Raw genomic sequence first — 25,447 nt, forward strand, 5'->3', positions numbered from 1 at the left:
GGTCTGTCTATAAATACAAGGAAAGGAGCCTGTATGTCCCCTCGGATCCTGGTCATTGAAGACGACCACGATATTAATAACCTGATCACCATGAACCTGAGTGACATGATGTATCAGGTAGAAAGTTGTGAAAACGGTTCGGAAGGTTTTGCCAAAGCCAGCCAAGACAACTTTGATTTAATCGTTCTCGACTTAATGTTGCCCGGCATGGATGGCCTCGATATTTGCCGCCAACTGCGCGCGCAACAACAAAACACCCCAATTTTAATGCTTACCGCTCGAGACTCTGAAGCCGACCGTGTGGTGGGTTTAGAAATGGGCGCAGACGACTACCTCACCAAACCCTTTAGTGTACGCGAGCTACAAGCGCGGGTTAAAGCTATGTTGCGCCGAGTAGATATGTTGATTCAAAGTCAAAACCAGCCTGCACCCAGTGTGATGCAATGGAAAGACTTAACTATCGATGTCGCCCGCCGCTTAGTGTCGGTGCGCGAGCAAGCCGTTGAACTTACCTCTACCGAGTTTGATTTACTGCATCACTTAGCCAAGTCACCCGGTTTGGTATTTAGTCGCGCACAGCTGCTTGACCAAGTGTGGGGATATAAACACAGTGGATACGAACATACGGTGAACTCTCATATCAACCGCTTACGCACTAAATTAGAAAGCGATCCGTCTAATCCTGAATATGTGCTCACCGTGTGGGGAGTAGGGTACAAGTTTAATGATGTTTAAATTTATTAGTTCTTTTTACAGCAAATTAATGCTGGCGGTAGTAGTGTGCTTTATCCTTGCCGGTGGCCTGTTGTTAGGTTTGGCTCACCAAAGCTCGCAGCAATACCAAAATGAAATTGAGCAGAAGCTGCACCTACAATTGGCCGAACATTTGGTGCACGACAGCCAGTTATTCAAAGACGGGCAGCTTGATCCCAAAGCAATTAAACAAGCTTTTCATTCAATGATGATTCTAGGCCCTAGCTTTGAGTTTTATATTCTCGACACCAGCGGCAACGTGGTGACCTACTCAGCAGATCCCAGTAAAATTAAACGTAAGCAAGTGGCCTTAAAACCGATCCGCCACTTTATTAATGGCGACAGCGCCATGCCGATTATTGGAGACGACCCACGCTCCAGCAGCCGACGAAAGATTTTTTCGGTGGCCGAAATTCATGAAGGAAGCAAAGTTAAAGGTTACTTGTACATCATTATTGGTGGTGAGATATACGATAGCGTGGCCGAGCTATTGCAGGGCAGCCACATAATGAAGCTGAGCATGCTGGGCTTACTGTTCATCCTTGGATTTAGTTTGCTGGTGGTATTTCTTATATTTGGTTTGCTCACCAAACCCTTGCGCCGCTTGGCTAAAGATATCGATCAGTTCCAGCATGTGGGTTTGGAACAAAGCTCGAACATAGCGGGGCATTGGCAAGATAACTCACACGACGAAGTACAAAAGTTGGGGGCGGCATTTAGCGATATGGCCACCACCATTAAAGGCCAATACCAAAAGGTAAAAGATACCGACCAATTGCGCCGCGAGCTTATTTCTTACGTATCTCACGATTTACGTACACCACTTGCATCGCTGCAGGGCTATTTAGAAACCTGGCAATTAAAACATAAAGATTTGTCGGCCGAAGAAGGCGAGCAATTGATTAAAGTGGCATTGAGCAGCGCCCGTAAAACCTCTAGTTTGGTGGAACAGCTATTTGAACTCGCTCACCTCGACAGTGACTCCGCCACCATTAACGAAGAGCCAGTGGCCATTGCAGAGCTGGCACAAGATGTCATTCAAAAGCTCGAGTTAGCGGCTCATAAAAAGAACGTAAGCATGCGTGTCGACCCGCAAGACCCATCGCTGCTCGCGTGTGCTGATATTCAACGCATTGAGCGGGTATTTACTAACTTACTGGAAAACTCGATTCGCCATTGTAGTGATGGAGATGAAATTAAGGTGCTAATTAGTCCAGCACAGCAAAGTGACAAACTGTTAATTACCGTGAGTGATACCGGCACCGGTATACCCGCCGATGACTTACCGCATATTTTTGACGCCCACTATCGCGCGGCTAATCGCGCGAAAGATAAAAGTTCGCACGGGGGTTTAGGTTTGGCAATTGCTAAGCGAATTGTGCAATTGCATCGGTCTTCTATTAGTGTTGAGTCAACCTTAGGCGAGGGCACTCGCTTTAGTTTTAGCTTAGACAAACCCATGTAAGTGCCCCTACCTGACACGTATACACTAACAAGCCAGCGAATACTCGCTGGCTTTTTGGTTTTGCTTAGCGTTTATTTCAGCGTTGTTTTATAGGGCGAAATACACAAACGCTGCCTAACAAATAAACTATGCGCTCACTGCATAACTTAAGTGACAAAAATTCATTTGGAACATGTCATCGACTTCCTTACACTCCGCGCTTCTTTTTATTGTTTGTAGCTAATAACGCCCATGTTTTCGCAATCTACCCTTGCTCAAGTATTAAGAATACTCACCTTATTGAGTTTGTCTTTGCTGCTGGTACATCACTCGCCAAGCTTATTAAAGCTGTTGGCCGAGCAAGCTATGAATAGCGGTTGCCACCAAATGAATGATGAAGGCATCCATAGCAGCCACCATCACTCTCATCATCAACATCATTAAAGTAAGTAAGAAGGCACAATGAGTATTTTTCGATTTCCCATTCTAGTTTGGCTTGGCATTGGCATTCTGGTGATATGCCTAGGTATTAGGCAGTCTTTTGGCATATTTATGATGCCAGTGTCTGAGCACTTTCAACTGGGTAGAGAGTTCTTTAGTTTTGCTATTGCGCTGCAAAATTTACTGTTTGGCGTGTTTCAACCCTTTGTGGGCATAGCTGCCGACAAATGGGGCGCTAAAAGAGTGATTATTTTAGGTGCTATTGCTTACGCTTTAGGCTTGTATTTAAGCTCTATCGCAGCTGAACCAAGCATGCTGTATTTGTCGCTAGGGGTATTAGTTGGGGCGGGGCTAAGTGCTACCAGTTATGTGATTGTATTAGGCGCAGTGGCAAAAGTAGTACCAGCCAAACATGCTGCCAAAGCCTTTGGGTTTACCACCGCTGCAGGCTCTTTTGGTATGTTTGCAATGATACCAGGTGCCCAACTAATGATGAGCCAAGTAGGCTGGCAGGGAGCACTTCAAGGCTTTGCCTTGTTATGTGCAGTAATGATTGCCTTTGCCATGTTCATGAAAACGGCAAAACCTAGCGCTGACAATCAAACTGTATTAGACGACAAGCAAACGCTAAAAGAGTCCTTATCAGAGGCGTTTTCTCATAAAGGCTATTGGCTGATTCACGCGGGCTTTTTTGTGTGTGGTTTTCATGTGATGTTTATTGCTACGCACTTACCGAGCTACTTGGCCGATAAAAATTTAAGCGCAACCACCGGGGCAATGGCTTTAGCCTATGTGGGTATCTTCAATATTTTTGGTTCGTATTTCTGGGGCGTAATGGGCGATAGGTTTAGTAAGCGCCATGTTATGTCGGCCTTGTACCTAATGCGAACCCTAGTGATTGCCGGATTTGTCACCCTACCGGTTACCGAGAGCAGCGCGGCTATTTTTGGTGGGGCAATTGGCTTTTGTTGGTTGGGTACAGTGCCATTAACCTCTGGCTTAGTGAGACAAATGTTTGGTGCACGGTATCTCTCTACCTTATACGGTTTAGTATTTTTTACCCATCAGGTAGGCAGTTTTCTGGGCGCTTGGGCAGGCGGGCGTATTTATGATTACTACGGTTCTTACGAACCTATCTGGTGGTCAACTGTGGCACTGGCTTTTATCGCAGCACTGATTCATTTGCCGATTAATGACAAACCGGTCATGCGTTTGGCAACTGCGAGTTAAGCCTGTTTAGGCATGTATCTGGTCATAAGTGAATCAGCTTAGACATTAACGCCGCAAGCACGGGCAAAGGACAGCGGCTTGCCGTGTCGTGGCCTTTGTCTCCGAGGAGCGTAGCGACGAGTTAGTGACTTGCATTGTTATATTCTTTCGAAGTCCAAAGCATATTTTGTTTTCGACTTAACTGCTTGATACCACTTCACGTGTGACCATTCTGTACCGGATATCATCTCTCTTAACGTCGATTTATCTCGAGCCTCCATTCGAAGCCCAAAGGCGATAGAATTAACTGCTTCTGGATCGAATTGCTTTGCTTCGGATCTATAGAACACAAGCCTGCGTTCTCGCTCATAGCGCCAACTCGAATACTTGGTGCCCAGAATTGAGTAAAGAATATCGCCAGCGACACTATCTACGTTATTCTCTCCAGGGAGCTGTTCGAAGTACTTGAAGCGCTCGATAATCTCTTCAAAAGGATACTCGTCTTGGTAAGTCACATCTATTGGTGCGATTGATGAACCTTCTGGCCTTAAAATATGCTCCTTAAAGCCAATACATACCCCTCTGTGTTCATCAGCATAGTGAGACCACATGAGCTGGTTTTTACGAGCTTTGCTAAATGAGCAGATACCAGTTTTGGCAAGTTGTTCTTCGATCTTTCTCTTGTACTTCTCGCGTTGCGACGAAGGAAATGGGTAGTGTTCCCAAACTGCATTCAATACTTCATTGAATGATGCTTCACCCTCAAACGGATCGTTCAGTGAAGCTGGGGTAGCAAACCATAGCTCACGGTTAAGTAATAACTCCAAACACCCTTTGTCGAACTTGCGGTATTTAAAGAGAATTTTAGGAAATAACATAAACCCTCTGGTAAATATAACGCCCCTAAACAGTGGCGAGTTTACGAGTCCAATGCCCGCCGCGCTAGCGGGAAAAGCGGGCATGAACTGCTTTGGTTTGTTATGTGATTGACTTGCATTTAAATTGAAGAAAATACTCATTCATTTCTACGACTTCCCAGCCATCAGATTCATGTACTGGCATTAGAAATACCCAATCCATTTTATTTTCATGAATAGTATATTTAAGATGAGCATCACTTCCGTCTAGTTTATGCCAAATATCAGCTACTTTTGTTTCTTGAAACCTTTCTTCTGCTGTAATGTATAAATTACCACTCAGAACTACATCTTGAGGTTTTTTTACTAAGCCAAATTCAACGATCACTGATTAATCCTTTTCTCACATAACAACTTATCATACATTTTAAAAGACCAAGGTATCACTTTTCCTAAGCTGCATCAGCCACCTAGCTCGAAAAATAACAAAAGCATCAGCACGAAAGAATGCAAGCCTTTGCGGAAAGAAGGAATCACAGTTCGCATGTGTATAAATACAGAGCTTCGTCCAAAAATAGAAAATTGAGGGTTGCATAGCTTTATTAAGAGTAGTGTTTTGGGAGCGGCAACTCGTAATGGGGCAAAAACATTTCATACATTCGACAGCCAAGACTGTGCTTTTAAATCCCATTATCTTCGCCGAGTCGCGCAAATGAACAAGGGAGCAGAGTTGAAGTCTGTTTGAGCATAGCGAGTTACTTCAACTCCCTTGTGAATGCGCAACGGAGGATCTAAGAAGATGCAGGGCGAGTTTTCTTTTTGCTTCGTTTTTCTTTGCTCGTCAAAGAAAAATGACGTCGCCGCAGGCGAAAGCTTTTACTCTATAGCTAACACATAGAAGGGCATAAGCGAGCTATCCATTACCTTAGCTAAACCTAGTCATCTACAATTTGTTGTTTTTAAAACATAAAAAAGGCCGCTTAACTAGCGGCCTTTGTCTGCTTGTTAGATACTCTGAAAGCTCAACTTATGGGTTGTAGTTATCGTGAGTATTGGTCAATTTATAGAACGTTACTTTTGCGTAGTCACTATCGTTACTGCTGTTGTCTTGCAGGTAGATGCCGGCTTTAAAGTACATGTAGTTGCTGGAATCATCATATCCACTGCCAGACATGTTGATCGTTTTGCTGGCGAGTTGGCTGCCATTTTGGCTGATCTTGGCAGTAAGTGAGTCGCCATTCACCGTAATGGTATAAGAGAACTCTTCGTTCAAGGCGATACCGTTTGATGGGTTAGAGGTGCTGTTTAAATCACCGTTTGAACTCACCATGCTGCCTAGTAGGTTGTACCACGTTTCGTTACCACCGTCTGATTTCGACGTTTCGTGGGCAAAGTAAATAGCACCATTACTGTTACCCGGTAGTTTGTGGTAGTAAAGGCGGATAGGTTCGTTCCCTTCTGCATGAATTTGCCCAATCACAATTCGCCCCACTTGCTCGTTGTTTGAGCTTGTTGTGGTCACGTGATTTACCGCAAGGGTTGCGTCTAGTACGCCGTCAATGCCGCCAAAAGCGCTTTGGCTGCTGCTTGGTATGCTTGAAAACGCCCAGTTGTTGTCTTTTCCGCTGGTAGAATACGAGGTATTTCCGCGGCGCAACATTTCACGCAATTCGGTGCGTACATACTTTGTGCCGCTTGAGGTGGTGACCCCTTTAACCGGCGTGTAAAACACCATGCCGCCATCACTACCGGTATAAAAATAGGCATCTTCGTAACTGGCAGCTAGCTCAACTTCTTTTATCGAGGTGGCGTAACCATCACCCTCATCTTTTGGAATGCTTAAGTACCAATCCAATAAATCAAAATTTGCAGAAGGTGCTTTAGAGGCATCTAAGTTGTAGTCACCACCGCCGCTGCCGCCACCAGATGTATCATCGGTTCTGGTGAGTTCCCATTGCTGGTTAACATTGCTGCTACTTGAGTTCCAAAGGTAGAGTGATTGGCGTAAAGCCCCACCGCTATTACCATCAATAGAAAAGCCCGGAGCATTACGTTTTTCGATACGGTAGATTTCGGTACCACTGGTGACTTTTACTTTTTTCCAGTGTTGGTCATAGTTGCTTGCGTCACATGCTTCTAATGTAACGGCTTGATTTTTTGCACCGCCAGAACCACCGTCCCAACAAAGGCTGGTGCCTTCTTTTTTATAGGAGTAGTAACCATCACCATGGCTAATTTGCACCCAGTTTTGGTTGGTATTGGTGGTTTTGGTTGTCCATAGGTAAAGCTGCTGTCCTTCAACAGCACCGCCGTTTCCGTCTATAGAGTAGCCCGTTTCATTTTTTTGCATGTTGAACGTTGCAGCAGTTGCTAACGAAGAAGATAGCGCTAGAACAACAAAGCACACTGATTTTTTCAGGGTGTTGTTGTTTAACAGGAACTTGTTCGATGCAGCGTGTTTATCAATAGGTTTCATCGCTAATATCCTTAATTGGAAAACCTTGTTGCTAAAGTAAATGTACATTTAGGTAAACTAAGACGAGCGGTTTTATCCTTAGCTTGCCCCACTATTTGTAGACCTACTGCTTACCTGCTTCTGTTAAGTAAATGGCCCTGTCATAAAATTGATAATCAACTTATGAAATTTAATGTTAGCGAGCTTAGTGATTAAAAAATCAGCTATTCATTGCAAAAGATAATTTTATAATACAAAAATGCTTGTTTTGTGAACTAGTCATACAAATACGGAGGTGAACCTTGCTTGATGAGTATTTTGTACTATTGGGCTAGCAGTGTGAGTAGTGGTAGGTTTTTGTTGGCTAAGCTTTGGTATAAAGGTTTACTCAGCGTTTAACTTAGAGCTTAAGTGATTGTTTTTGTTAGTTCGCTACGGCGTTATTTATCTGTATTTGTATGATGTTTGTTGGTGTATGGATTGCCAGAAAAATCACCTGTTTGAAGTCAGTATCACCGAGCGTGAAATTTTGAATAACGGAGTTACTTAAGCTTAAGTAACTTTAAATGGTTACATTTGATTAAGTAACTAATTTGGGTTACTTTTGTTCTATCAGTAAATACAGGCCTGAATATGCAACAAGTAGCAGTGCTTACCGGAGACTTAGTTGGCTCTAGTGAGCTGAGTAGCGAAGACTTCGCCAAAGTTTTACAACGTTTAAGTGAACACTTAGCGCAAGCGAGTGAGCAATATCAGTGTCGCTACGAGATTTTTCGGGGTGATGCTTTTCAGTTAGTGCTAAACGACCCACGCAATGCCCTAGAGTGCGCGCTAAGCATTCGCTTAGGTTTAAAAGCTTATGGCAGTAATGCACAAAATTTTGATGCGCGAATAGGCATTGGTATTGGTAAAATTGACCCGTTGGCGGAGTATGTTTCTCGCTCAAATGGCGAAGCTTTTATTCTTTCTGGGCGCGGGCTTGATAGTTTAAAGCGCCATTACTTAGGCATTTTTAATAACAATGAGCAGTTTGTGCAGCGTATTGCCTTGTTAACCAAGTTTGCCGATCGTCAAATACAAGAACTTACCGTTAGGCAGGCTAAGGCCTTATTCTTATATTGGCAATTGGCCGAGCCTAGCCATGCTGCCTTGGCCGAGCAACTAAGCAGTTCGCGGGTAAATGCCACTAAGCTGCTTAATCAGTCGCAATATCAATTGCTAGACGAGTACAAACACTTTTTTAAACAACTTATGGATGAGTTTTACTATGGAACAGCTAGCACAATTCGCTCTTAGCATCGGCTTGGCCTATGTCTTGTTTGAGTTTTATTGTATACCTGCTAACTGGGCTAGCAATATTCAGCAATTAAAATTTGCTGCGCCCAATTTATATGGCCGAGCACTGGTTCTAAGCTTGATATTTATATTGCTGGCTTGGGCTTTAATAGGTGCCAGTGTGTCTTTACTGGTAGCTACCGCAGCGCTGCTGGTGGCGAGTATATTAATTGGTGGCGTGAGCGCGTATTTACCCGATACAAGCCGCTACTTTATAGGCCGACAATTAGCGCAAATGCTGGTGTTATTGTTGCTGGTGGTAGAGTTAACGCAGTCATGGGAACAGGTAGACGAGTTAAGCCAAAAACTACTAGAACCAGGCCCTTTAGTTATTGCTTTAGCGTATCTACTGATACTTAGCCCAAGTTCTAAATTGTTGGCGTTAGTTCTACAGCGTTGGAGCCCAATTACCCATCAACCAGAGCAAAATTTGCCTATGGCTGGCCAGGCAATTGGCATGGTTGAGCGCAGCTTAGTTGTAACCTGTGTGTTGCTGCATCAGTTTGCGGCCATTGGTTTTATTGTGGCGGCCAAATCAATCTTTAGGTTTGGTGACTTAACCGGGCAGTCAGACCGTAAACTCACCGAATACGTTATGCTGGGCACTTTGCTAAGTGTGGCTATTAGCGTATTTACTGGCTTAGCCGCGCACGCTTTGTACGATGCTTTTAGCTAAATTTTCTTTTTAAACACTCAACGAGTAAACACAACATGAGCGACGCTTTATTATTCCAGTTACAACAAACCTTTGGCTTTGAAAGCTTCCGCCATGGGCAAGCCCCAGTGGTAGAACGTTTGCTGGAACAGCGCTCGTGTTTAGCGATATTTCCCACCGGTTCTGGTAAATCCTTGTGTTACCAATTCACCGCTTTACAGCTACCACACCTTACTTTGGTGGTGTCGCCTTTATTAGCTTTAATTAAAGATCAGTTGGAGTTTTTACAAGCTAAAGGAATCGCCGCAGCCAGTTTAGATTCAACCCTAAGCCCAGAGCAAAGCAAGCAGGTAATGAGTGATATTCGTAGCGGTAAAACCAAGATTTTAATGGTCTCGGTAGAGCGTTTTAAAAATGAGCGTTTTCGCCAGTTTATTCAATCGGTGCCTATGTCGATGTTGGTGGTTGACGAAGCGCACTGTATTTCTGAGTGGGGCCATAACTTTCGACCAGATTACCTAAAGCTGCCACAGTATCGCCAAGAGCTTAATATTCCACTGGTGCTGCTGTTAACCGCCACCGCCACTAAAAAAGTAAAGTTAGATATGGCTGCGCGGTTTGCGATTAATGAGCAAGACATTGTACAAACTGGTTTCTATCGTCCTAATTTAGATTTGTCGGTGCAAGCCTGTAGCAGTGCCGACAGACATCAAACCTTAAGCCAATTTGTTAACCAGCAAAGTGGGGCAGGGATTGTTTACGTTACCTTGCAGCACACCGCAGAAGAGGTGGCTAAACACCTGCAACAGCAAGGCATAAATGCGGTGGCCTACCATGCCGGTTTTGCCAACGAACAGCGCCAGCAAACTCAAAATGATTTTATGAATGACAAGGTGCAAGTGGTGGTAGCTACCATTGCCTTTGGCATGGGGGTAGATAAAAGCAATATTCGTTTTGTGGTGCATTATGATCTGCCGAAGTCGATTGAGAATTACAGCCAAGAGATTGGCCGGGCAGGGCGCGATGGGCAATTGTCGCAGTGTTTAACGCTAGCAAATTTAGACGGCTTAACCACTGTAGAGAACTTTGTTTATGGTGATACGCCAGAATTAAGCGGCGTGGAGAGTGTGCTAAACACTATACGAGAAGAAAGCCAAAACCAGCAGTGGGAAGTACAAATAAATACCCTGTGCAACCTAAGCAATATTCGCCAATTACCCTTAAAAACCTTGTTGGTGCAGTTAGAAATACAAGGTTTAGTTAAACCTTTATATGCTTACTATGCCGATTTTAAATACAAATTCTTACAAGACAAAAATGCCGTATTAGCGCGCTTTTCTGGCGAGCGCTTGCAATTCATTCAAGCCATTTTTGAACATACCCAAATGAAGAAAATTTGGGGAAGCCTTAATTTTGATACGCTGTATCAGCAATACCAAGCCGAGCGCTCAAGAGTCGTTGCCGCCTTAGAGTATTTGGCGGAGCAGGGCCTAATTGAACTGGAAACCAAAAAAATTACCGAAGTGTATCAAGTGAATACCCAAGCCTTAGCAGAGCCAGAATTAGCTAGCCGTTTAAGTGCTTACTTTAATGATACCCAAACCAAAGAGATAAAACGGATTGCTCAGCTCGTCCGCTTTTTTGAGCTAGATAGCTGCTTAAGCTACCAGTTAGCGCGTTATTTTGATGATAACAATGCACCCCAGCAATGTGGCCATTGCAGCGTGTGCCGAGGTCAAGTGGTTAAATTAGCTTATTCCACCGCAAGCGTTGCATTAAACGACGGGCAAATACTGAGTGACTTACAAGCTTTACACCTGCACCTTAGTACTGGCAACAAAGCCAAGCTAAGCCCGATTATGGCCTGCCGCTTCTTAACCGGCATTACCAGCCCTTGGTCTACCAAATTTAAGCTACGTCAACTCAGTGGGTTTGGCCGTTGTGAGCACTTACCTTACGCAAGTACGCTTCAGCAGGTAGAGCGACTTTGGCCGCAATTGGCTTAGCGTGTAGCGAATTTGACACTGCTGATACGGCCTTAAAATCTTTAAGTTAAACATATACTGCTAATTTAATAATATATTTGAATTTTTATTCGATTGATTGTTATTAATATTTTTGTTCATAAAATAAATAATTGTTGGTAAAAAGGTCACTGTTGATCGTTGATAGCCTTTTCAAAAAGGAGTTCGGCGTTTTCAACACCACAAATAAAAACAAAAATATACAAGCAATAGGTCAACTAGCTTTTCAATTTCGGTGGCTATTCACTGTTTTTGCATAGATTTTCCTAGTTTATACGTTCTTTGGTCACCACCATTTGGGTGGCCGGTTTAGTGCTAACTGATCTCACCCTAGTGGTGAGCTAATCGGTGCTGCGTAAGTTTGCACTAATCATTTATGCCGCAATACAGCGGTGATATTTAAGGACGAAGATCATGTTTACCAAATGGCCCAAGACGCCAATTGCTCTCGCAGTATCTAGTGCTGTGGCACTGGTATTTAGCAGTACACCAGTGAACGCAATCTATACCCCCTGGGAAGGCTCATTTCATCAATACCCCGATAGCTACTACGATGCTGACGGCCAATTGACAGAAGAAGCTTATGAAGAGCCTGAACAAGTGCCCGGAAATGGCTTATCTCCTTGGGATCCTGCCGATGCAGTTAAGCGTACTAGCCCTGAACATCAAAACTATCCGCTATCAGATTTAGCCAACCAAGGTGGTTGGACAATGGTAGAAAAACTTAGTGATGAATTTGATAGCCCTCAGTTTAATGAGTACAACCTTATCGGCAAAGAAGCCGGTAAATGGTTACCTAATAATCATATTTGGGGTGGAAGAGCGCCAGCAGTATTTGCGCCTAAAAATGTTAAGCAAGAAGGCGGCAAACTACACCTCAGCATTAGCAGCGACGAAGCCTATACGCCACACGGTTTTTGGAATGAGTGGTATTACGGTTGGACGTCGGCCAGTGTGCAAAACGTAAACCCTATTCGTTATGGTTATTTTGAAGTTAAATCTAAAGTGGGCATTGGTTCTAGTGGCTTCTGGTTGTATGCCGAAACCTTAGAAGATAAGGAGTTTTTATCACAGTTTAATGAGCCGGGACACGTTAAGAGTAAATTGGAGTTAGATGTTTATGAGCAGTCAGGTCGACGCTCAGAATGGGCACCTTATTACAATATGAACTCGTGGGTCTTTATTCACCAAGGCGAAGAAATGTCTTACGTGAATGAAGAAGGCAATGAATACACGGCGTATCAAAACGGTGGCCACTGGAAAGCCGACATCGATTTTGCTGATGATTTCCATGTCTACGGTTTTTACTGGGGACCTGAGGAAATCATCTGGTACTTCGACGGCAAGCCTATTCGCTCAATGAAAAACCGTTACTACCATACACCGCTGTACTTGTTGTTGGATACCGAAACCATGCCTGATTGGTTTGGTATGCCAAGTGCCAATGAGCTAGATTTTGCTCACCAGATTGAATACGTGAGAGTGTGGACAAACGAACAAACTGAGCAAAATTGGCGTGGTCGTTACTTTATGGATCCCACCATTAAAAGTGGTGACGGCTTAAACGGAAAACCCGGTGAGAACCGTGTAGCCGCAGAATACGGCGGTAGCGAAGCGTATCGTGAAAAATGGGGCAACCCTGTCAGTGGTTCGCCTGAAGTGATCACCTTGCAAGATATAGCGGCTAAGCAGAGCCATATCGAGATTCAAAGTGATATTCCTTATGTTTTAGTTCCACAATTCACTCCAAGCAATGTTACCGATAAGCAAATGAACTGGGTGTCTAGCGACCCAAGTATTGCTGATATTAATCGCTCTGGCATGGTCACAACGAAAACAGCTGGTAGTGTCACCTTCACTGGTTCCCATGCCGACCTTCCAAGCAAGAGCATTAGTGTTAGTGCAGACATTTTGCAAATTGGTAAGCGTTTTGATTTGGAGTTGGTTAACTACGGTGCAACCGGTAAAGACGGGGAAGAGGTTGAGAACGACAACGTGTTTGGCTGGGGCGTAGGCAACGGCGTAATTACCTTTAATACCCGTGGCGACTATGGAGACTTCTTTGACGTTGATTTTGGCAGTGGTGGCACTTACATGGCAGGCGTCTCTGCTGGCACCGACATTGCTAACGGCATTGGTGTAACGATATTCATTGATGGTGTTGAAGTTCTTAGCGGTGACATTGCTTCCTCAGGGAATTGGAACGTGAATAAACGCACTGATCTGGCAGGCTCGTTTGAGGTAGAACCCGGTACTCATACTGTTCGAGTGATGAGTTCAGGTAGTTCTGGCTGGCAGTGGAATGGTGCCCGCGCGCACTTTACTCAAGTATTAGAGGGGGATGTTGACCCAGGCGATGGCGGCACAGACCCAGGCGATGGCGGCACAGATCCAGGTGACGGTGGTACAGATCCAGGTGACGGTGGCACAGATCCAGGTGACGGTGGTACAGATCCAGGTGATGGCGGCACAGACCCAGGTGATGGTGGTACAGATCCAGGAGACGGCGGCACAGATCCAGGTGACGGTGGTACAGACCCAGGTGACGGTGGTACAGACCCAGGTGACGGTGGTACAGATCCCGTTGCAGTGACACTGCAAGCTCAAAGCTTTGTCGCAACCGGAGGCGATAATGGTGGATTTGAGGTGTATGACATTGCTGGCGGCCAAGGTATCAACTTTAACCAAACTGGCGACTACGCAGACTATACAGTGGAGTTGGCTGCGGCTAGTTATACAGTGACATTGCGAGCGGGTACAACCGTGGCTAATGCTGGTGTAGAGCTGTTTGTTAATGGTCAATCTGCGGGCGTGACTAGCATTAATGCCACTGGTGGTTGGGATGCTTTTCAAGACTTTGTCATCGCAGACAATCTATTGATTGACGCTAGTGGTGAACAAAGTATTCGCTTAATTAGTGTCGGTGAACCCAATGCGTGGCAATGGAACGCCGACAACCTAGTGTTTACACCCATTAGTGATAGTGGTGGCACTGAGCCCGGCACCGACCCAACCCCCGATGAACAAGTCATAGAGATAGAAGCTGAAAGCTTTAGCGCAACAGGAGGCGCTTATGATGGCTTCAAAACCTACAACGTTAATGGTGGTTCAGCGATTAACTTCAATCAAACCGGTGATTATGCCGACTACGTGATTAGCGTTAATGAGGCTGGGGTTTATCGTTTAAGCATTGATGCTGGCACAACAATGCCTAATGCGGGCATTGAGGTTTTAGTCGATGGGCAATCAGTAGCAACGGCTGTCATTAGCAATAACGGCTCTTGGGATGAATTTGTGGCTAATCTGATCAGCGACAGCGTGACGCTGAGCGAAGGCCAGCATACGATTCGTATTATGAGTATCGGTGAAGCGGGTGACTGGCAATGGAATGCGGATAAATTTTCGCTAACTAAAAGCTAGGGTTGATTGATTCACAACTAAAGCCATGACAATTGGTCATGGCTTTTTTTGTCGCTAAGTTATAGCTCCGATTCAAATCGCGCTAGCCTTGCTTCTGCCAGCGTACAATCTGTTAATTCGATGAGTTCGCTTAAAGTAATATTAGGTTTCTCACTCACTAAACGCAGTAACCTATCGTGTTTAGGCTCTTGCTGTTCTTGAAAAGCCTTGAGCTGTTCATCTAGCTTAGTCACTAAGTAGCGCATGCCTTCATCTTGCAAGTCTCTTAAGCTTTTTAAGAGTTTTATAGCGGCTTGTTCCGAGCCTATTAGCTGCCAATTACGTGAGCGGCGAATACGCTTTATTGCACAGCTATTTGCGTCTGCCAGTTGTTTGGCTAGTTTGGCATTGTTACCGCCAATTCTACGAATTAACGAGGGCAGTGGAATGTGTAGAGGTTCATCTTTCATCTGAAGGATCTTGCATTTAAATCGGCTAAACATCAAACCTAAACGCGGGTTTTATTGCTTGTTGTTAATGCCGAGCAATTCGGCTTGAGTGTGCGCCAATCTTTACCATACTGGTAGTGCGAGTTTAGCTTAACAAGGAAGCACTTATGACTATTCGCAGACACGGTATAACAGTGGGCATTGAGCGGCTAGAAACGCGCTTGTTGGTCTCATTTAAAGCTTGTGGCACCCTTACTCATCAAGATTATCAAACTATCACGCCGATTATTGAATCAGCTTTAGCCGAGGTTAAACACCCTCAAATTCGCGGTTTTTTTGATGCCAGTGAGCTTGAAGGCTGGGAAATGCGCGCTGCCTGGGATGATTTAAAGCTGGGATTGAAACATGGCCATAGCTTTGAAAAAATGGCCATATTAGGCCATCAGCAGTGGCTTGAGTGGGCCTCAAAAGTAGGTAAATGGTTTATTGCTGGTGAGGTGCGAGTATTTAAAGACGAGCAGGCCGCCTTGGCATGGCTAGAAGACTAGGCTTCCCCCTAGAGCCAAATAAAAAAGCCAGATCAAAAGATCCGGCTTTTAATATTTTCATATGTTAGCTCGCGCTTTGTGCCTCATACTGAGCTTGTTGCATTGGGCTCTCTTCTTTCTCTAAAATCTCAGAGCTGGCCAAGTATAAAAAGTGCAAATGGCGTTCATACTGGCTAATAACGTCTGCAATAATTTGGTCTTCGGTATAGCCAAATACGTCATATTGCTGACCGCCTTGCAGTAAAAACACTTCGGCTCGGTAGTAATCGTTGTGCTTTTCATCGGCGTAGCTTGGCAGCATAAAGTGACGTAAACGCACCCCGTAAGCAAAGTTCTCCGCTTCTTCTTTGTAAATCGTTAAGCGAATCTTGTCGCTGTCTTCAATCAATTTAGCGTTGAGCCCGTTCTCGGTAAATTGCTCTACCAATTGGGTAAGTGCTGGGTGCACTACGTCACTTACAAAGTTTTCGGCTTCTGGCTTAAGCGGGTGAACCAACAGCGAATCTAGGCGTTCTTTCCAAGAAATATTGGCTTTTGAAAATTGCACTGAAGTATTGTGGGTTTGCACACTATTTTGCAGCATGTAGTCGTGTTTAAGTGCTTTAAATAAGCCATAACAGAAACACAATAAAACAAACATAAACGGGAATGCCGAGGCAATGGTTAAGGTTTGTAGTGCCGACAACCCACCAGCAAATAGCAATGCAGCGGCAATAAAACCAATTACTGAGGTCCAGAAAATGCGTTGCCATACTGGTGTATTGGTTTCACCGCCAGCGGTAATAGTATCAATCACCAAGGCACCTGAATCTGCAGAGGTAATAAAGAAGGTGGTAATAAGCAGTACCGCAATGGCCGATAATAACGATGATAGTGGTAGCTGTTCAAAGAACACAAAAATGGCAGTGGCTACATCATTGTTCACAGCTAAAGCTAATGAGCTAGCAGCGTCTCCAGCAATCATATGAATGGCGGTATTACCAAATACGGTCATCCATAAAAAGGTGAAACCAGTAGGAATAAATAGCACGCCCACTATAAATTCACGAATGGTGCGGCCGCGAGAAACCCGCGCAATAAAGGTTCCCACAAACGGAGACCAAGATACCCACCAGCCCCAGTACAATAAGGTCCAGCCGCCAATCCAATCTTCTTTACGGTCGTAGGCGTATAAGTTGAAAGTACTGTTCACCAACTCGCTCATATAGGTGCCGGTATTTTGCACGTAAGATTGCAATAACAACTCGGTAGGGCCAAAGATTAATACCGCAACCAGCAGGGCGACTGCCAGAATAATGTTGAGGTTAGATAGTCGCTTAATGCCGCCGTCTAAACCTAGCACTACCGACACAGTGGCTAAGGCGATAACCACGACGACAAGTACCAATTGTATCCATTCGGTTTGCGGTAAACCAAATAGATAATGTAGGCCAGCGTTGAGCTGCTGAACGCCAAAACCTAATGAAGTGGCTACGCCAAATAGGGTGCCTACGACCGCAAAAGTATCGGTAGCATGGCCAATAGGACCGTGAATTTTATCGCCAATGAGTGGGTACAAGGCAGAGCGAGGCAGTAAAGGTAGTTTATGGCGGTAGCTAAAATAGGCCAGTGCTAAAGCAACTACTGCGTAAATGCCCCAAGCATGCAAACCCCAATGGAAGAAGGTTATACGCATGGCGTCTTGCGCCGCTGCAATACTTATGGCGTCGCCTACTGGCGGAGACATGTAGTGCATCACAGGTTCGGCCACACCAAAGAACATTAAACCAATGCCCATTCCTGCGGAAAACAACATAGAAAACCAAGATACATTGCTGTAGTCAGGTTCAGAATGGTCGGGGCCTAATTTAATATCGCCGAGCCGACTTACCATAACAAATACAACAAACATTAAGAAAATAGCGACTGACAATACGTAAAGCCAACTTACGTTTGTACTTAGCCAGGTTTGAATGTGATTAAAGCTAGCGCCAGAGATATCAGGGAAGATCGTAGCAAATAGAGCAATCGTTAAAGCAATAATTAACGATGAGTAAAAAACGGGTGGGTTGATTTGTTTAGAGGTGTTCATAAAAACTCTACATTGGATCGCGTATTCAGAATATTGAATAGCGGTGACTGCTGTACCATTCGTTCAAACTCGAGGTTATCTATGAATGTGTAAGCTTTGCGCAGGATTGAACCACGCGGAGTAAACAGCCAAATAAAGCACGTGATATTAGCGCCTATATGCGCTAACACATCACTTACATGTGCATTGGTGGGAGAGGATTATAGCAGATTATAGAATTAATCGGCTGGTTTCTGAGCGGTAATTTAACTTTCACAATATATATAGCTATTTTATTTTTAGTTTATAACAAAAAACACTGCCATACTGATTACTGTGGTGATTAAAGCATTGCGGGTGCTTACCGCTAAAATAGTTGCGAGTATCGCGCACAGTAGGTAAGGGTTATCTAGGCCAATACTTAGCTCTTCTTCACGAATAAATACAATAGGAGCAAATATAGAGGTAAGCACCGCTGGCGCAGAATAACTTAAGAATTGCAGCGCCGTTTTGCTTAAGCGCAGCGGTATTTTGGGCTCTAGGAACAAATAACGACTAGCAAATACAATGGCGGCCATGGCAAAAATACTTAACCAAATCATTGTTCTTCTCCTCGCCATTTTGCATACATGGTGGCCAAACCCATGGCTAAGATCGCCGAGATGAGCAAACCACCCGGAATCGCCAATAACTCGCAGACGACTGAACTCACCAAGGCAATTAATACACACAATAAGCCAGATGGCTGCTTGATGTTAGGCACCACAATGGCAATAAAGGTAGCGGCAATGGCAAAATCTAAGCCCCAGCTATCTAGGCCTTCAATGTTAGCGCCAGCAATAATGCCCACCGCCGAAGCTATGTTCCACCCCAAATAAAAGCTTAAACCGCCCCCCAGTGCATACCACGGATCAAAGCGTTGTCCTTTGTTTTTATTGGTAATGGCAAACAGTTCATCGGTAAGTAAATACCCCAATAACAAACGCCATTTTAAGGGAAGTGGACTAATTTGAGGGCGCATGGCCATGCTGTACAAAAAATGCCGGGAAGTGATAAGCATCGTGGTGAGCAACATACTCATTAATCCAGCACCCAGCTTAAACATACCGGTAGCGACCAGTTGGGCAGAGCCCGCAAATAAAATGGCCGACATTGCTTGGCTTTGCAGCGGGCTTAAGCCTGCTTCTACCGCATAAGAGCCTGCCAAAATACCCCAGGGAATGACCGCTATGGTTAAGGGTAAAACGGCTAATGCGCCTTTGGCAAAAGCTTTACACTTGCTTGGCCAATTGAGATGAAGAATGGTTTCTGTACTATTCACATTGTTCCTTGAAAAAGCGGCTGATTGGAAAGGCCTAAGCCTGAAATTCTTTAGCGTAACGACCAGGCGTAATGCCTAATGCGCGTTTAAAGTGGCGGCTAAAGTGGCTTTGGTCATGAAAACCGCAATCTAGTGCTACATCGAGTTGTTTGTTACCTTGGCGTAAAAAGGACTTAGCTAAACGTAGCCTAGCCTGAATTTGGTAGGCATGGGGCGGAATGCCATATTGTTTTAAGAACTGTTTAACTAAATAACAAGGGCTTAAGTTAACCAGGTTTGCCAGTTCACTTAAGGATACGTCTGCTTCGGGTTGTTCATCTAAAAACTGCTTCACTACGCTTAGCTTGCTGTCAGCCACCTTCTTTAGCACCGATAGCGGGCGAGTTTTACTGTGCCTAGACAACAATAAGCTCAAGCTAGAATAGACCGTGCTCTCGCGTAATAAGCGATTGCTGGAGTGTTCAAGAGTAGCAATGGTATTGCGTAACGAATTAGCCACCAGCGCATCTTCTACCACGGCTTGTGAGAAATAAGGCGCACCTTGAGGCTTAATACCTAACTCTTGGCTGAGTTGTTCAAACTGTTCGGGCGTAGGATACATAGCTTGATAGGACCATCCGCCTTCAGAAGCAGAGCAACCGGTATGAACTTCATCGGCATTCACCAAAATAATGCTATCTTGCGGCGCAATATGGTTGCCGCCAGTACGGTAGAATTGCTGAGCACCAGATTGAATCACACCTATGGTGTAGCCTTCGTGGCTATGGCGAGAAAAGTTTTGTTTCTCGTAGCGGGCATTAAGAATTTCTATGCCACCCAGCTCTTCGGCAAGCTGATAACGTGCTTGTTCTGCTGCCATTGGCTTACCTCCTTGCTGGCCTGATTGAACGTTCATCATAACGTAGATCAAGCTGAAGGTTTTGTACAAAATTGTTCGTTTTCAGTTTAAATTCGCTGGGGCGTTTATCCATCCACAGCGATTGTTTTCCCTATCCAGATACTACACACATTCAAGCTGTGCCTCTTTTGATGGCTTAAAGGGAGAGTGCTCATGCGTAGGTAGTACTTCCATGCATAGCTGACTGAGTTCGGCACATAGCCAATAATGTTTGTACCTAGCGGCTTTATAGCTTTGCTCACAAATATACATATATTGCGATGGAGGCGTTGTTGGAGAAAACTCAAGCACGCCACCACTCCAACCCTCAATAAACTCTGCAAGGTTGGGGTATTTAGGGTCCGGCAAACTGACATTTTTGGCTTCAATAGCTAAACGGTTTGATTCCAAGGCACATAAGTTAGCCTGGCCTAATAAGCGCGAATGAATCTTGTCCTGCCACTGGTCGTCCAAATTAACTAGGGTGTCGAGTATAAAGTGAAAACACTCGAGGTTATTAATAATCGGATCTAACTTGGCCATGCCTTGCAACGCGCTGAGCAGGCTATCTAATCTGGCACTTTGCTGCGCAGACATTAAAGCGCGGCTTAAAAAGATGCGATGATAAAGCAGCTTATCAAAGTGCTTAAACTCATTTTGGTGTTGCTTTATTGCGGCTTTTGATTCGGTGATAAGGTTCGCGACATCTACCCGGTTATTGGCCGGTAAATCAAAGTCTTTAGGCTCTACGGGTAGATTAGCTTCGTAGTAAATCTTGAGCAGTGAACTTACTCGCAAGGTGTCTAGCTGTTTAAAGTAGTCTTGTTCTTGAGTCGCAACGTGGGCATAGCGAGTATTTATTTGCTCGATACAATCGGCTAAACCCTGAGGTTTACTTTCTACCAGGGTAGAAAGATTGAAAAAGCGTCCGCTATACATATCGCCAAAAAACAGTTTTAGGTATTCGCCGCTTTGCTGTTTTTGTTGCTCATTTTCAATTAGCGTATCATTACTTACCATGTAATTACTGGGTTGTTTTATGCCCTGGCTGGTGTAGGAAAAAGCACTAACCGATTCACATAAGGTTTCTATATCAGTAATTAACAGCGATGCCGGTAATTCGCTCTTAAATATCCCTTTGTCGTTACGCTCTGTAACAAATGTTATGCGGTCTATATCCGCAGGGTGGCTATCCCAAGGAGAGCTTTCGCCACGTTGAATTTGTTGCTCAATTTTACTCAACTGCGTTTTGCTGGTTTGTGCCGCTAAATTGGCAATCGCCAACGGTATATTGGCGAGTAGCTTGTTGTCATTCCACGCTAATTTATTGGTATCAGATACTTTTTGGGCGGCTAGCGCGAGTTTGCGTAACTCAATGGCGGTGTTCTCAAATTGATCGCTGCCAACAAAGCGGCTCTCGTAGCTGTCGGCGTCAAACTCCATGGCGCGAGACATATACTGGGTTAAGCGAAAGTTTAGTTTAAAGAGGCCACTAAATATAAAGCGAGTAAGGCGAATCGAGAACTTAGCGGCGATAATCCCTATATGCATAACCAAGGGCATGTGCTCTTGCGCAGCCCATTTTTCTAGGCGTAAATCCCACTCATCAGCGTGGTATGCGCGGCTGTAAAACCAGTTGTTAGTGGTTTGCACAATGTAGCGCGTTTGCATTGCTTGCGCCTGAGCAAAATGGCCAAATTCGTGAGCTAAAATACCACTAAGCTGGCGCATATTCATACCGGTCAATAAAGGTAAACCAATGGTTAAGCGCAGTTCGCCATTACGTAAGCTCATTAGCCCGTCTAATCCGCCAGCCGAAGCATTTACCTTGGTGTCTAAGCAAATCTCGCTAGGGCGAGGCACTGAAAGTTTGTCACACATTACATATACCAAGTTAAAAAGGGCGGGGGCTCTTTTTGCTTGAAGGCGGTAACGCTTGGGTTGTTGGTAAGTGGCAAACAAAGGTTTAAGTAAAAATAAGATCAGTACGGCAACGATAAAGTAGGGCACCACCAGTAAAGCTTGAATCGCAATGCCATTAGAAAAATCACCAATGTTGTTGACCAGTACAGAGAAGTAAAACACTGAGAAGCTAATTAAGCCCAGCAACATGGCTAAGTAAATAACCGGCGCAATCATACTGATGAGTAGGGTGCAAACCATACCAATACGGTATTCACGGCTTACGCTAGAGCGCGGGAATTCGCCGCTTAATAGTTTTATAAAATCGGCTTTTAGTTTGGGAGTGGTATTTTGCTTAGTCGTCTCGGTATGGCTTTTGGCTTTAGCTAACTCCGCATCACTGATGGCCATTTCTCTAAGCTCTACCTGTAAGCCATGCTCGCTAAAAACTTCGGCTAAGCTTTTGGCCAAACTTAAAGACAGGTTCTCTTTAAGCACATTGCCTTCTAGCAGGTATTTTTGCGCTGCTGCTGGTGTAATGTCTAAGGCCTTACATAGCTTAGCCACCACGTAATTATCACGATTATTGCCATTTTGCGCGCCTAAACTTACTAGCTCATACTTAGCCACTCACATTTCCTTGTGTTAATAGTGATAAATCTGTCGCCAGGATTTTTGCAAATAAGCCGCTTATATTCAATAGCTTGGCACTATGCATTACCCACTAGTTGCCAACTCTTAGCGCTAGAACAAGATTTGGGTAAGGGAAATAAAATCAGACTGCTGCAACCCTACTGACAGTAAGCTGTCAGTAGGGGGTGTTTATAGTGTTAACACCTGCTGGCCATGGGGGCTAAGTAGGTAACAGCAAGGAGTTAATTATGTTAGCAGTAGCACCGTTAGTATGGGGCGAGATCGCCGTCGCCGATATGGACCGCGCCTTAGCCTTTTACGCTGAGCACTTCGACTTAACCTTTCGCCGTGAGAATATGGGCGATATGGAGATGGCCATTCTAGAGACCGAAGATCCAGAAGCCGCCAGCATTGGCCTATGCAAACATGAAATGATGAAGCCAAGTTTAGATGGCAGTACTTTGTACTTGCACTTAAGTGAAAAACTTAGCCCGCTAGTAAACAAAATTACTGACGCTGGTGTGCAAATCTTGCTACCTCTTACTGCGATTAATGAAGGTGAGCATGGTTACATTGCTTTGTTTGTAGACAGCGAAGGTAACAAAGTAGGTTTATGGTCAAAGGTTGAATAGACTCAAATTAGTAAAGATTGAATGATGCGCAGCAAATTTAGCTAGCTCAGCCTGCAGGTCTGGGCTAGTGTTTGCTCTTCAAGCAAAATGGAAAAACTATGAGACGGGCAGACAGGCTATTTCAAATAGTACAAATCCTTCGAATGCGGCGTTTAACCACCGCCCAAGATTTAGCCGAGCGCCTTGAAGTTTCCACTCGAACCATCTACCGAGATATACAAGACCTCTGCTTAAGTGGCATTCCTATTGAAGGCGAAGCGGGTGTAGGTTATTTATTACGCCAAGAGGTGAATGTGCCACCGCTCATGTTTAACGAACACGAGCTAGAAGCCATTCAAATTGGCATGCGAATGGTGCAAACCTGGGCGGGTAAAGAACTTTCCTCGGCGGCCAAGCAGGCCATGATAAAAGTGGAAGCGGTGTTACCACAGCGCTTACAGGCTTACCAATCACTCATGTTTGCCCCCGATTTCTATATTGATAGAGATGAATTTAAATACCTCGATCCCCTGCGTATTGCTGCTCAGCAACGTGAATACTTAGAGATTAGCTATAAAGATGCCAAGGCCGATGATAGCAAACGCATCATACGCCCCTTAGCTATCTATTTTTGGCGCGGTACTTGGACGCTATTAGCATGGTGTGAATTACGCGACGCTTTTCGCAATTTCCGCATTGATAGAATCACCGAACTCACCCATCTAGAACGTGTATTTAGTCATTCCCCAGGAAAGGAACTCGATGATTTTGTAGAGAAAATGGAGAATGAAGGGCACTAAGTGCGGGTTTAAATACTCTATTGGTCGTTTCTTTAATCTGTGTCATCTTCTCTTGTGATGTTTTTATCAATTAAATTTGAGTTTGCTGATGTTTTCTAGATAATGCTTTGGAGTAAATACAGAATATTTCTCTTTAAAGCTTGCTAACACAATCTGTTAGTCGGTGATGATATGAAGAAATTTTTCCGTGTATTTAAGAGCTTAAGGTTTTATCAGCAGTTAACATGGAGTTGAAGCGTGACCAGACAATTTTGCCAACAGTGTGAGAAAGTAACCGAACACAAAGAAATCGTTAAACAAAAACCTTCTAAATATGGCAACAGTAAAATGGAGCAATTTAAAGCCTTTTTAGAAGGCTTTTTTGGCGGCACTGCTAGCACAGTGGGCGCGTCCTTAGACCTTGTTGACCGTTATGTTGAATGTGAAAAATGTCAACTACGTACTTTAGAAAACCATGGTGAAGAATTTCAATAATTAAGGCTAAATAGCAGCCTTAAAATCCACAAGCCCATTTGTCGTAATCGCTAATAACATCAAGCTCTTGTTGAGTTTTAGGCTTAGGGAAATACGGCAAAGCAAGTAACTTTGTAGAAGGCAGCAATTGCCAATCTGGAGTTATTTTTAAACGGCTTAATTGTTGGTCACTGGTGTTTCTTAAATACATGTAATAGCCGTCGCTATGGGTATTGGCATAGCTTGCTATTTGGGCTATTTCTCCCGAAGGTAGCTTTACTTTTCGACCAAGAGGGTAAAGCTGATGCAGTGCAAAGCTCACATGAGCATCTTCTAGATAACCTTGCTTAAAGCGATATAAACCAATAGCGGTGGAGGTGCTTCGGTGTGTCCAGCCCACTAACAACAGGCTACGTAGTGAGTCTTTGAATGGCTGACCTTTTTTTAGACCCTCATTAGAAATAAACTGTACAACAAGCTTATCGCCATCTTCTTCGAGAATAGTAAGGAATTGCTCACCGGTTTTATCTGCAAGTAGTTTCATTGCTGCTTAACACTTAAGAGGTAACAAGTACTTATTCTATCTCATCAAAATACGCTCACAAAGCCTTATCATCATTAAGGTTTTAAGACTTTTTTTGCTCACAGAACATTCATCAAAATATCATTGATATGAAAACGCCAAAAGTGCCGAAATGCGGTATTATCTATTGATTAGAACGCACAAAGACTCAACAAAATGATTAGACCTTTCCAACATCAAGATACTCAGCAGGTATTGGATATTTGGTTAGACGCTTCAATAAAAGCACATGACTTTGTAAAAGCCAGCTTTTGGCGAGACCAACTAGACAATATGCGAGACCTTTATTTACCTAATGCCGAAATCTATGTGTACGAGCAAGCGGGCAAGGTGCTTGGCTTTTACGCCTTGAGTGAGAAACATATTGCTGCAATATTTGTGGATCCAACTTGCCAAGGGCAGGGAATAGGTAAGCAACTTATTGCTCATGCTAAACAACAGCGCAGCATTTTAACCTTGGCGGTTTATAAGCAAAATGTTGCGAGTTACCAGTTTTATTTATCGCAGGGCTTTAGTGTAGTAGGTGAACAGATAGATCAACATACAGGCTTGCTTGAGTACACCATGAGTACGGGTATTTAATCGCCAAATTATGCGACTAAATGTAAATAAAAAGCCGCTATTAAGCGGCTTTTTTATGATTGTTTT

23 protein-coding genes are annotated in these 25,447 nt (G+C 44.2%); 13 read left to right on the plus strand and 10 right to left on the minus strand.

Going from position 1 to position 25,447, the window contains the following annotated elements; genetic code table 11:
• Positions 1–33 precede the first annotated feature (33 nt).
• The 4 genes from ACLD71_RS12870 to ACLD71_RS12885 all read left to right on the plus strand — a co-directional run bounded on the left by ACLD71_RS12870 (position 34) and on the right by ACLD71_RS12885 (position 3,868).
• Entirely contained in the window at positions 34–735 is a 702-nt protein-coding gene (locus ACLD71_RS12870; protein WP_303516178.1) for a response regulator transcription factor, read from the plus strand.
• A complete protein-coding gene (locus ACLD71_RS12875; protein WP_137672697.1) occupies positions 725–2,218 on the plus strand; it encodes a sensor histidine kinase in 1,494 nt (497 codons plus the stop codon). The genes ACLD71_RS12870 and ACLD71_RS12875 overlap by 11 nt, the downstream gene beginning before the upstream one ends.
• A 231-nt stretch (positions 2,219–2,449) precedes the next feature.
• Positions 2,450–2,641 carry a hypothetical protein gene (locus tag ACLD71_RS12880; protein WP_411990944.1) on the plus strand — a complete coding sequence of 64 codons (192 nt, stop codon included), beginning with the start codon at positions 2,450–2,452 and terminating at the stop codon, positions 2,639–2,641.
• 18 nt (positions 2,642–2,659) lie between these two features.
• Positions 2,660–3,868 (plus strand): MFS transporter, encoded by a 1,209-nt coding sequence (locus tag ACLD71_RS12885; RefSeq protein ID WP_411990945.1) that lies wholly within the window; start codon positions 2,660–2,662, stop codon positions 3,866–3,868.
• 137 nt (positions 3,869–4,005) lie between these two features.
• On the opposite strand, the gene ACLD71_RS12890 is transcribed toward ACLD71_RS12885, so the two are convergent.
• From ACLD71_RS12890 to ACLD71_RS12900, 3 genes are all read right to left on the minus strand, one after another.
• Positions 4,006–4,866 carry a DUF2971 domain-containing protein gene (locus ACLD71_RS12890; RefSeq protein ID WP_137672700.1) on the minus strand — a complete coding sequence of 287 codons (861 nt, stop codon included), beginning with the start codon at positions 4,864–4,866 and terminating at the stop codon, positions 4,006–4,008.
• On the minus strand, positions 4,826–5,092 hold the full coding sequence (locus tag ACLD71_RS12895; RefSeq protein WP_137672701.1) for a hypothetical protein: 267 nt from the start codon (positions 5,090–5,092) through the stop codon (positions 4,826–4,828). Before ACLD71_RS12895 ends, ACLD71_RS12890 begins: the two co-directional genes overlap by 41 nt.
• Before the next feature lie 639 nt (positions 5,093–5,731).
• Entirely contained in the window at positions 5,732–7,180 is a 1,449-nt protein-coding gene (locus ACLD71_RS12900) for a polysaccharide lyase family 7 protein (protein ID WP_235836173.1), read from the minus strand.
• 612 nt (positions 7,181–7,792) lie between these two features.
• Here ACLD71_RS12900 and ACLD71_RS12905 point away from each other — a divergent pair.
• The 4 genes from ACLD71_RS12905 (at position 7,793) to ACLD71_RS12920 (ending at position 14,593) form a co-directional block, all read left to right on the plus strand.
• Positions 7,793–8,455 carry a hypothetical protein gene (locus tag ACLD71_RS12905; RefSeq protein ID WP_137672702.1) on the plus strand — a complete coding sequence of 221 codons (663 nt, stop codon included), beginning with the start codon at positions 7,793–7,795 and terminating at the stop codon, positions 8,453–8,455.
• Positions 8,427–9,170: a DUF3307 domain-containing protein gene (locus ACLD71_RS12910; protein ID WP_161985117.1), complete on the plus strand. Its 744-nt coding sequence runs from the start codon at positions 8,427–8,429 to the stop codon at positions 9,168–9,170. The genes ACLD71_RS12905 and ACLD71_RS12910 overlap by 29 nt, the downstream gene beginning before the upstream one ends.
• A 35-nt stretch (positions 9,171–9,205) precedes the next feature.
• A complete protein-coding gene (locus tag ACLD71_RS12915) occupies positions 9,206–11,155 on the plus strand; it encodes an ATP-dependent DNA helicase RecQ (protein ID WP_137672704.1) in 1,950 nt (649 codons plus the stop codon).
• A 432-nt stretch (positions 11,156–11,587) separates the two neighbouring features.
• On the plus strand, positions 11,588–14,593 hold the full coding sequence (locus tag ACLD71_RS12920) for a carbohydrate-binding protein (protein WP_411990946.1): 3,006 nt from the start codon (positions 11,588–11,590) through the stop codon (positions 14,591–14,593).
• 59 nt (positions 14,594–14,652) lie between these two features.
• On the opposite strand, the gene ACLD71_RS12925 is transcribed toward ACLD71_RS12920, so the two are convergent.
• Complete coding sequence (locus tag ACLD71_RS12925; RefSeq protein ID WP_411990947.1) at positions 14,653–15,042, minus strand: ribosome recycling factor family protein; 390 nt, start codon at positions 15,040–15,042, stop codon at positions 14,653–14,655.
• 146 nt (positions 15,043–15,188) lie between these two features.
• On the opposite strand from ACLD71_RS12925, the gene ACLD71_RS12930 reads away from it, so the two are divergent.
• Positions 15,189–15,569: an STAS/SEC14 domain-containing protein gene (locus tag ACLD71_RS12930; RefSeq protein WP_137672707.1), complete on the plus strand. Its 381-nt coding sequence runs from the start codon at positions 15,189–15,191 to the stop codon at positions 15,567–15,569.
• A gap of 64 nt (positions 15,570–15,633) precedes the next feature.
• On the opposite strand, the gene ACLD71_RS12935 is transcribed toward ACLD71_RS12930, so the two are convergent.
• The 5 genes from ACLD71_RS12935 to ACLD71_RS12955 form a co-directional block, all read right to left on the minus strand.
• Positions 15,634–17,640, minus strand: coding sequence for a BCCT family transporter (locus ACLD71_RS12935; RefSeq protein WP_411990948.1), 2,007 nt, complete (start codon positions 17,638–17,640; stop codon positions 15,634–15,636).
• Between the two features lie 278 nt (positions 17,641–17,918).
• Entirely contained in the window at positions 17,919–18,221 is a 303-nt protein-coding gene (locus tag ACLD71_RS12940; protein WP_137672709.1) for an AzlD domain-containing protein, read from the minus strand.
• Complete coding sequence (locus tag ACLD71_RS12945; protein WP_411990949.1) at positions 18,218–18,940, minus strand: AzlC family ABC transporter permease; 723 nt, start codon at positions 18,938–18,940, stop codon at positions 18,218–18,220. The genes ACLD71_RS12940 and ACLD71_RS12945 overlap by 4 nt, the downstream gene beginning before the upstream one ends.
• 34 nt (positions 18,941–18,974) lie before the next feature.
• Positions 18,975–19,799, minus strand: a complete 825-nt coding sequence (locus ACLD71_RS12950; RefSeq protein WP_411990950.1) for an AraC family transcriptional regulator — start codon at positions 19,797–19,799, stop codon at positions 18,975–18,977.
• A 141-nt stretch (positions 19,800–19,940) separates the two neighbouring features.
• A complete protein-coding gene (locus ACLD71_RS12955) occupies positions 19,941–22,349 on the minus strand; it encodes a M48 family metalloprotease (protein ID WP_411990951.1) in 2,409 nt (802 codons plus the stop codon).
• Positions 22,350–22,600: 251 nt separating this feature from the next.
• Here ACLD71_RS12955 and ACLD71_RS12960 point away from each other — a divergent pair, with 251 nt between their 5' ends.
• From ACLD71_RS12960 to ACLD71_RS12970, 3 genes are all read left to right on the plus strand, one after another.
• Positions 22,601–22,984 carry a VOC family protein gene (locus ACLD71_RS12960; protein WP_137672713.1) on the plus strand — a complete coding sequence of 128 codons (384 nt, stop codon included), beginning with the start codon at positions 22,601–22,603 and terminating at the stop codon, positions 22,982–22,984.
• Positions 22,985–23,082: 98 nt separating this feature from the next.
• On the plus strand, positions 23,083–23,763 hold the full coding sequence (locus tag ACLD71_RS12965; protein WP_137672714.1) for a helix-turn-helix transcriptional regulator: 681 nt from the start codon (positions 23,083–23,085) through the stop codon (positions 23,761–23,763).
• A 237-nt stretch (positions 23,764–24,000) separates the two neighbouring features.
• Complete coding sequence (locus tag ACLD71_RS12970) at positions 24,001–24,237, plus strand: hypothetical protein (RefSeq protein ID WP_137672715.1); 237 nt, start codon at positions 24,001–24,003, stop codon at positions 24,235–24,237.
• A gap of 19 nt (positions 24,238–24,256) precedes the next feature.
• Here ACLD71_RS12970 and ACLD71_RS12975 read toward each other — a convergent pair whose 3' ends face one another.
• Positions 24,257–24,760 carry a hypothetical protein gene (locus ACLD71_RS12975; RefSeq protein WP_411990952.1) on the minus strand — a complete coding sequence of 168 codons (504 nt, stop codon included), beginning with the start codon at positions 24,758–24,760 and terminating at the stop codon, positions 24,257–24,259.
• 195 nt (positions 24,761–24,955) lie between these two features.
• On the opposite strand from ACLD71_RS12975, the gene ACLD71_RS12980 reads away from it, so the two are divergent.
• The gene (locus ACLD71_RS12980; RefSeq protein WP_411990953.1) at positions 24,956–25,381 is read left to right on the plus strand and encodes an N-acetyltransferase; all 426 of its coding nucleotides are present in this window, start codon (positions 24,956–24,958) and stop codon (positions 25,379–25,381) included.
• The last annotated feature ends 66 nt before the right edge of the window (positions 25,382–25,447 follow it).

The organism is Agarivorans sp. DSG3-1 (genome assembly GCF_046774965.1).
GTDB lineage: Bacteria > Pseudomonadota > Gammaproteobacteria > Enterobacterales > Celerinatantimonadaceae > Agarivorans.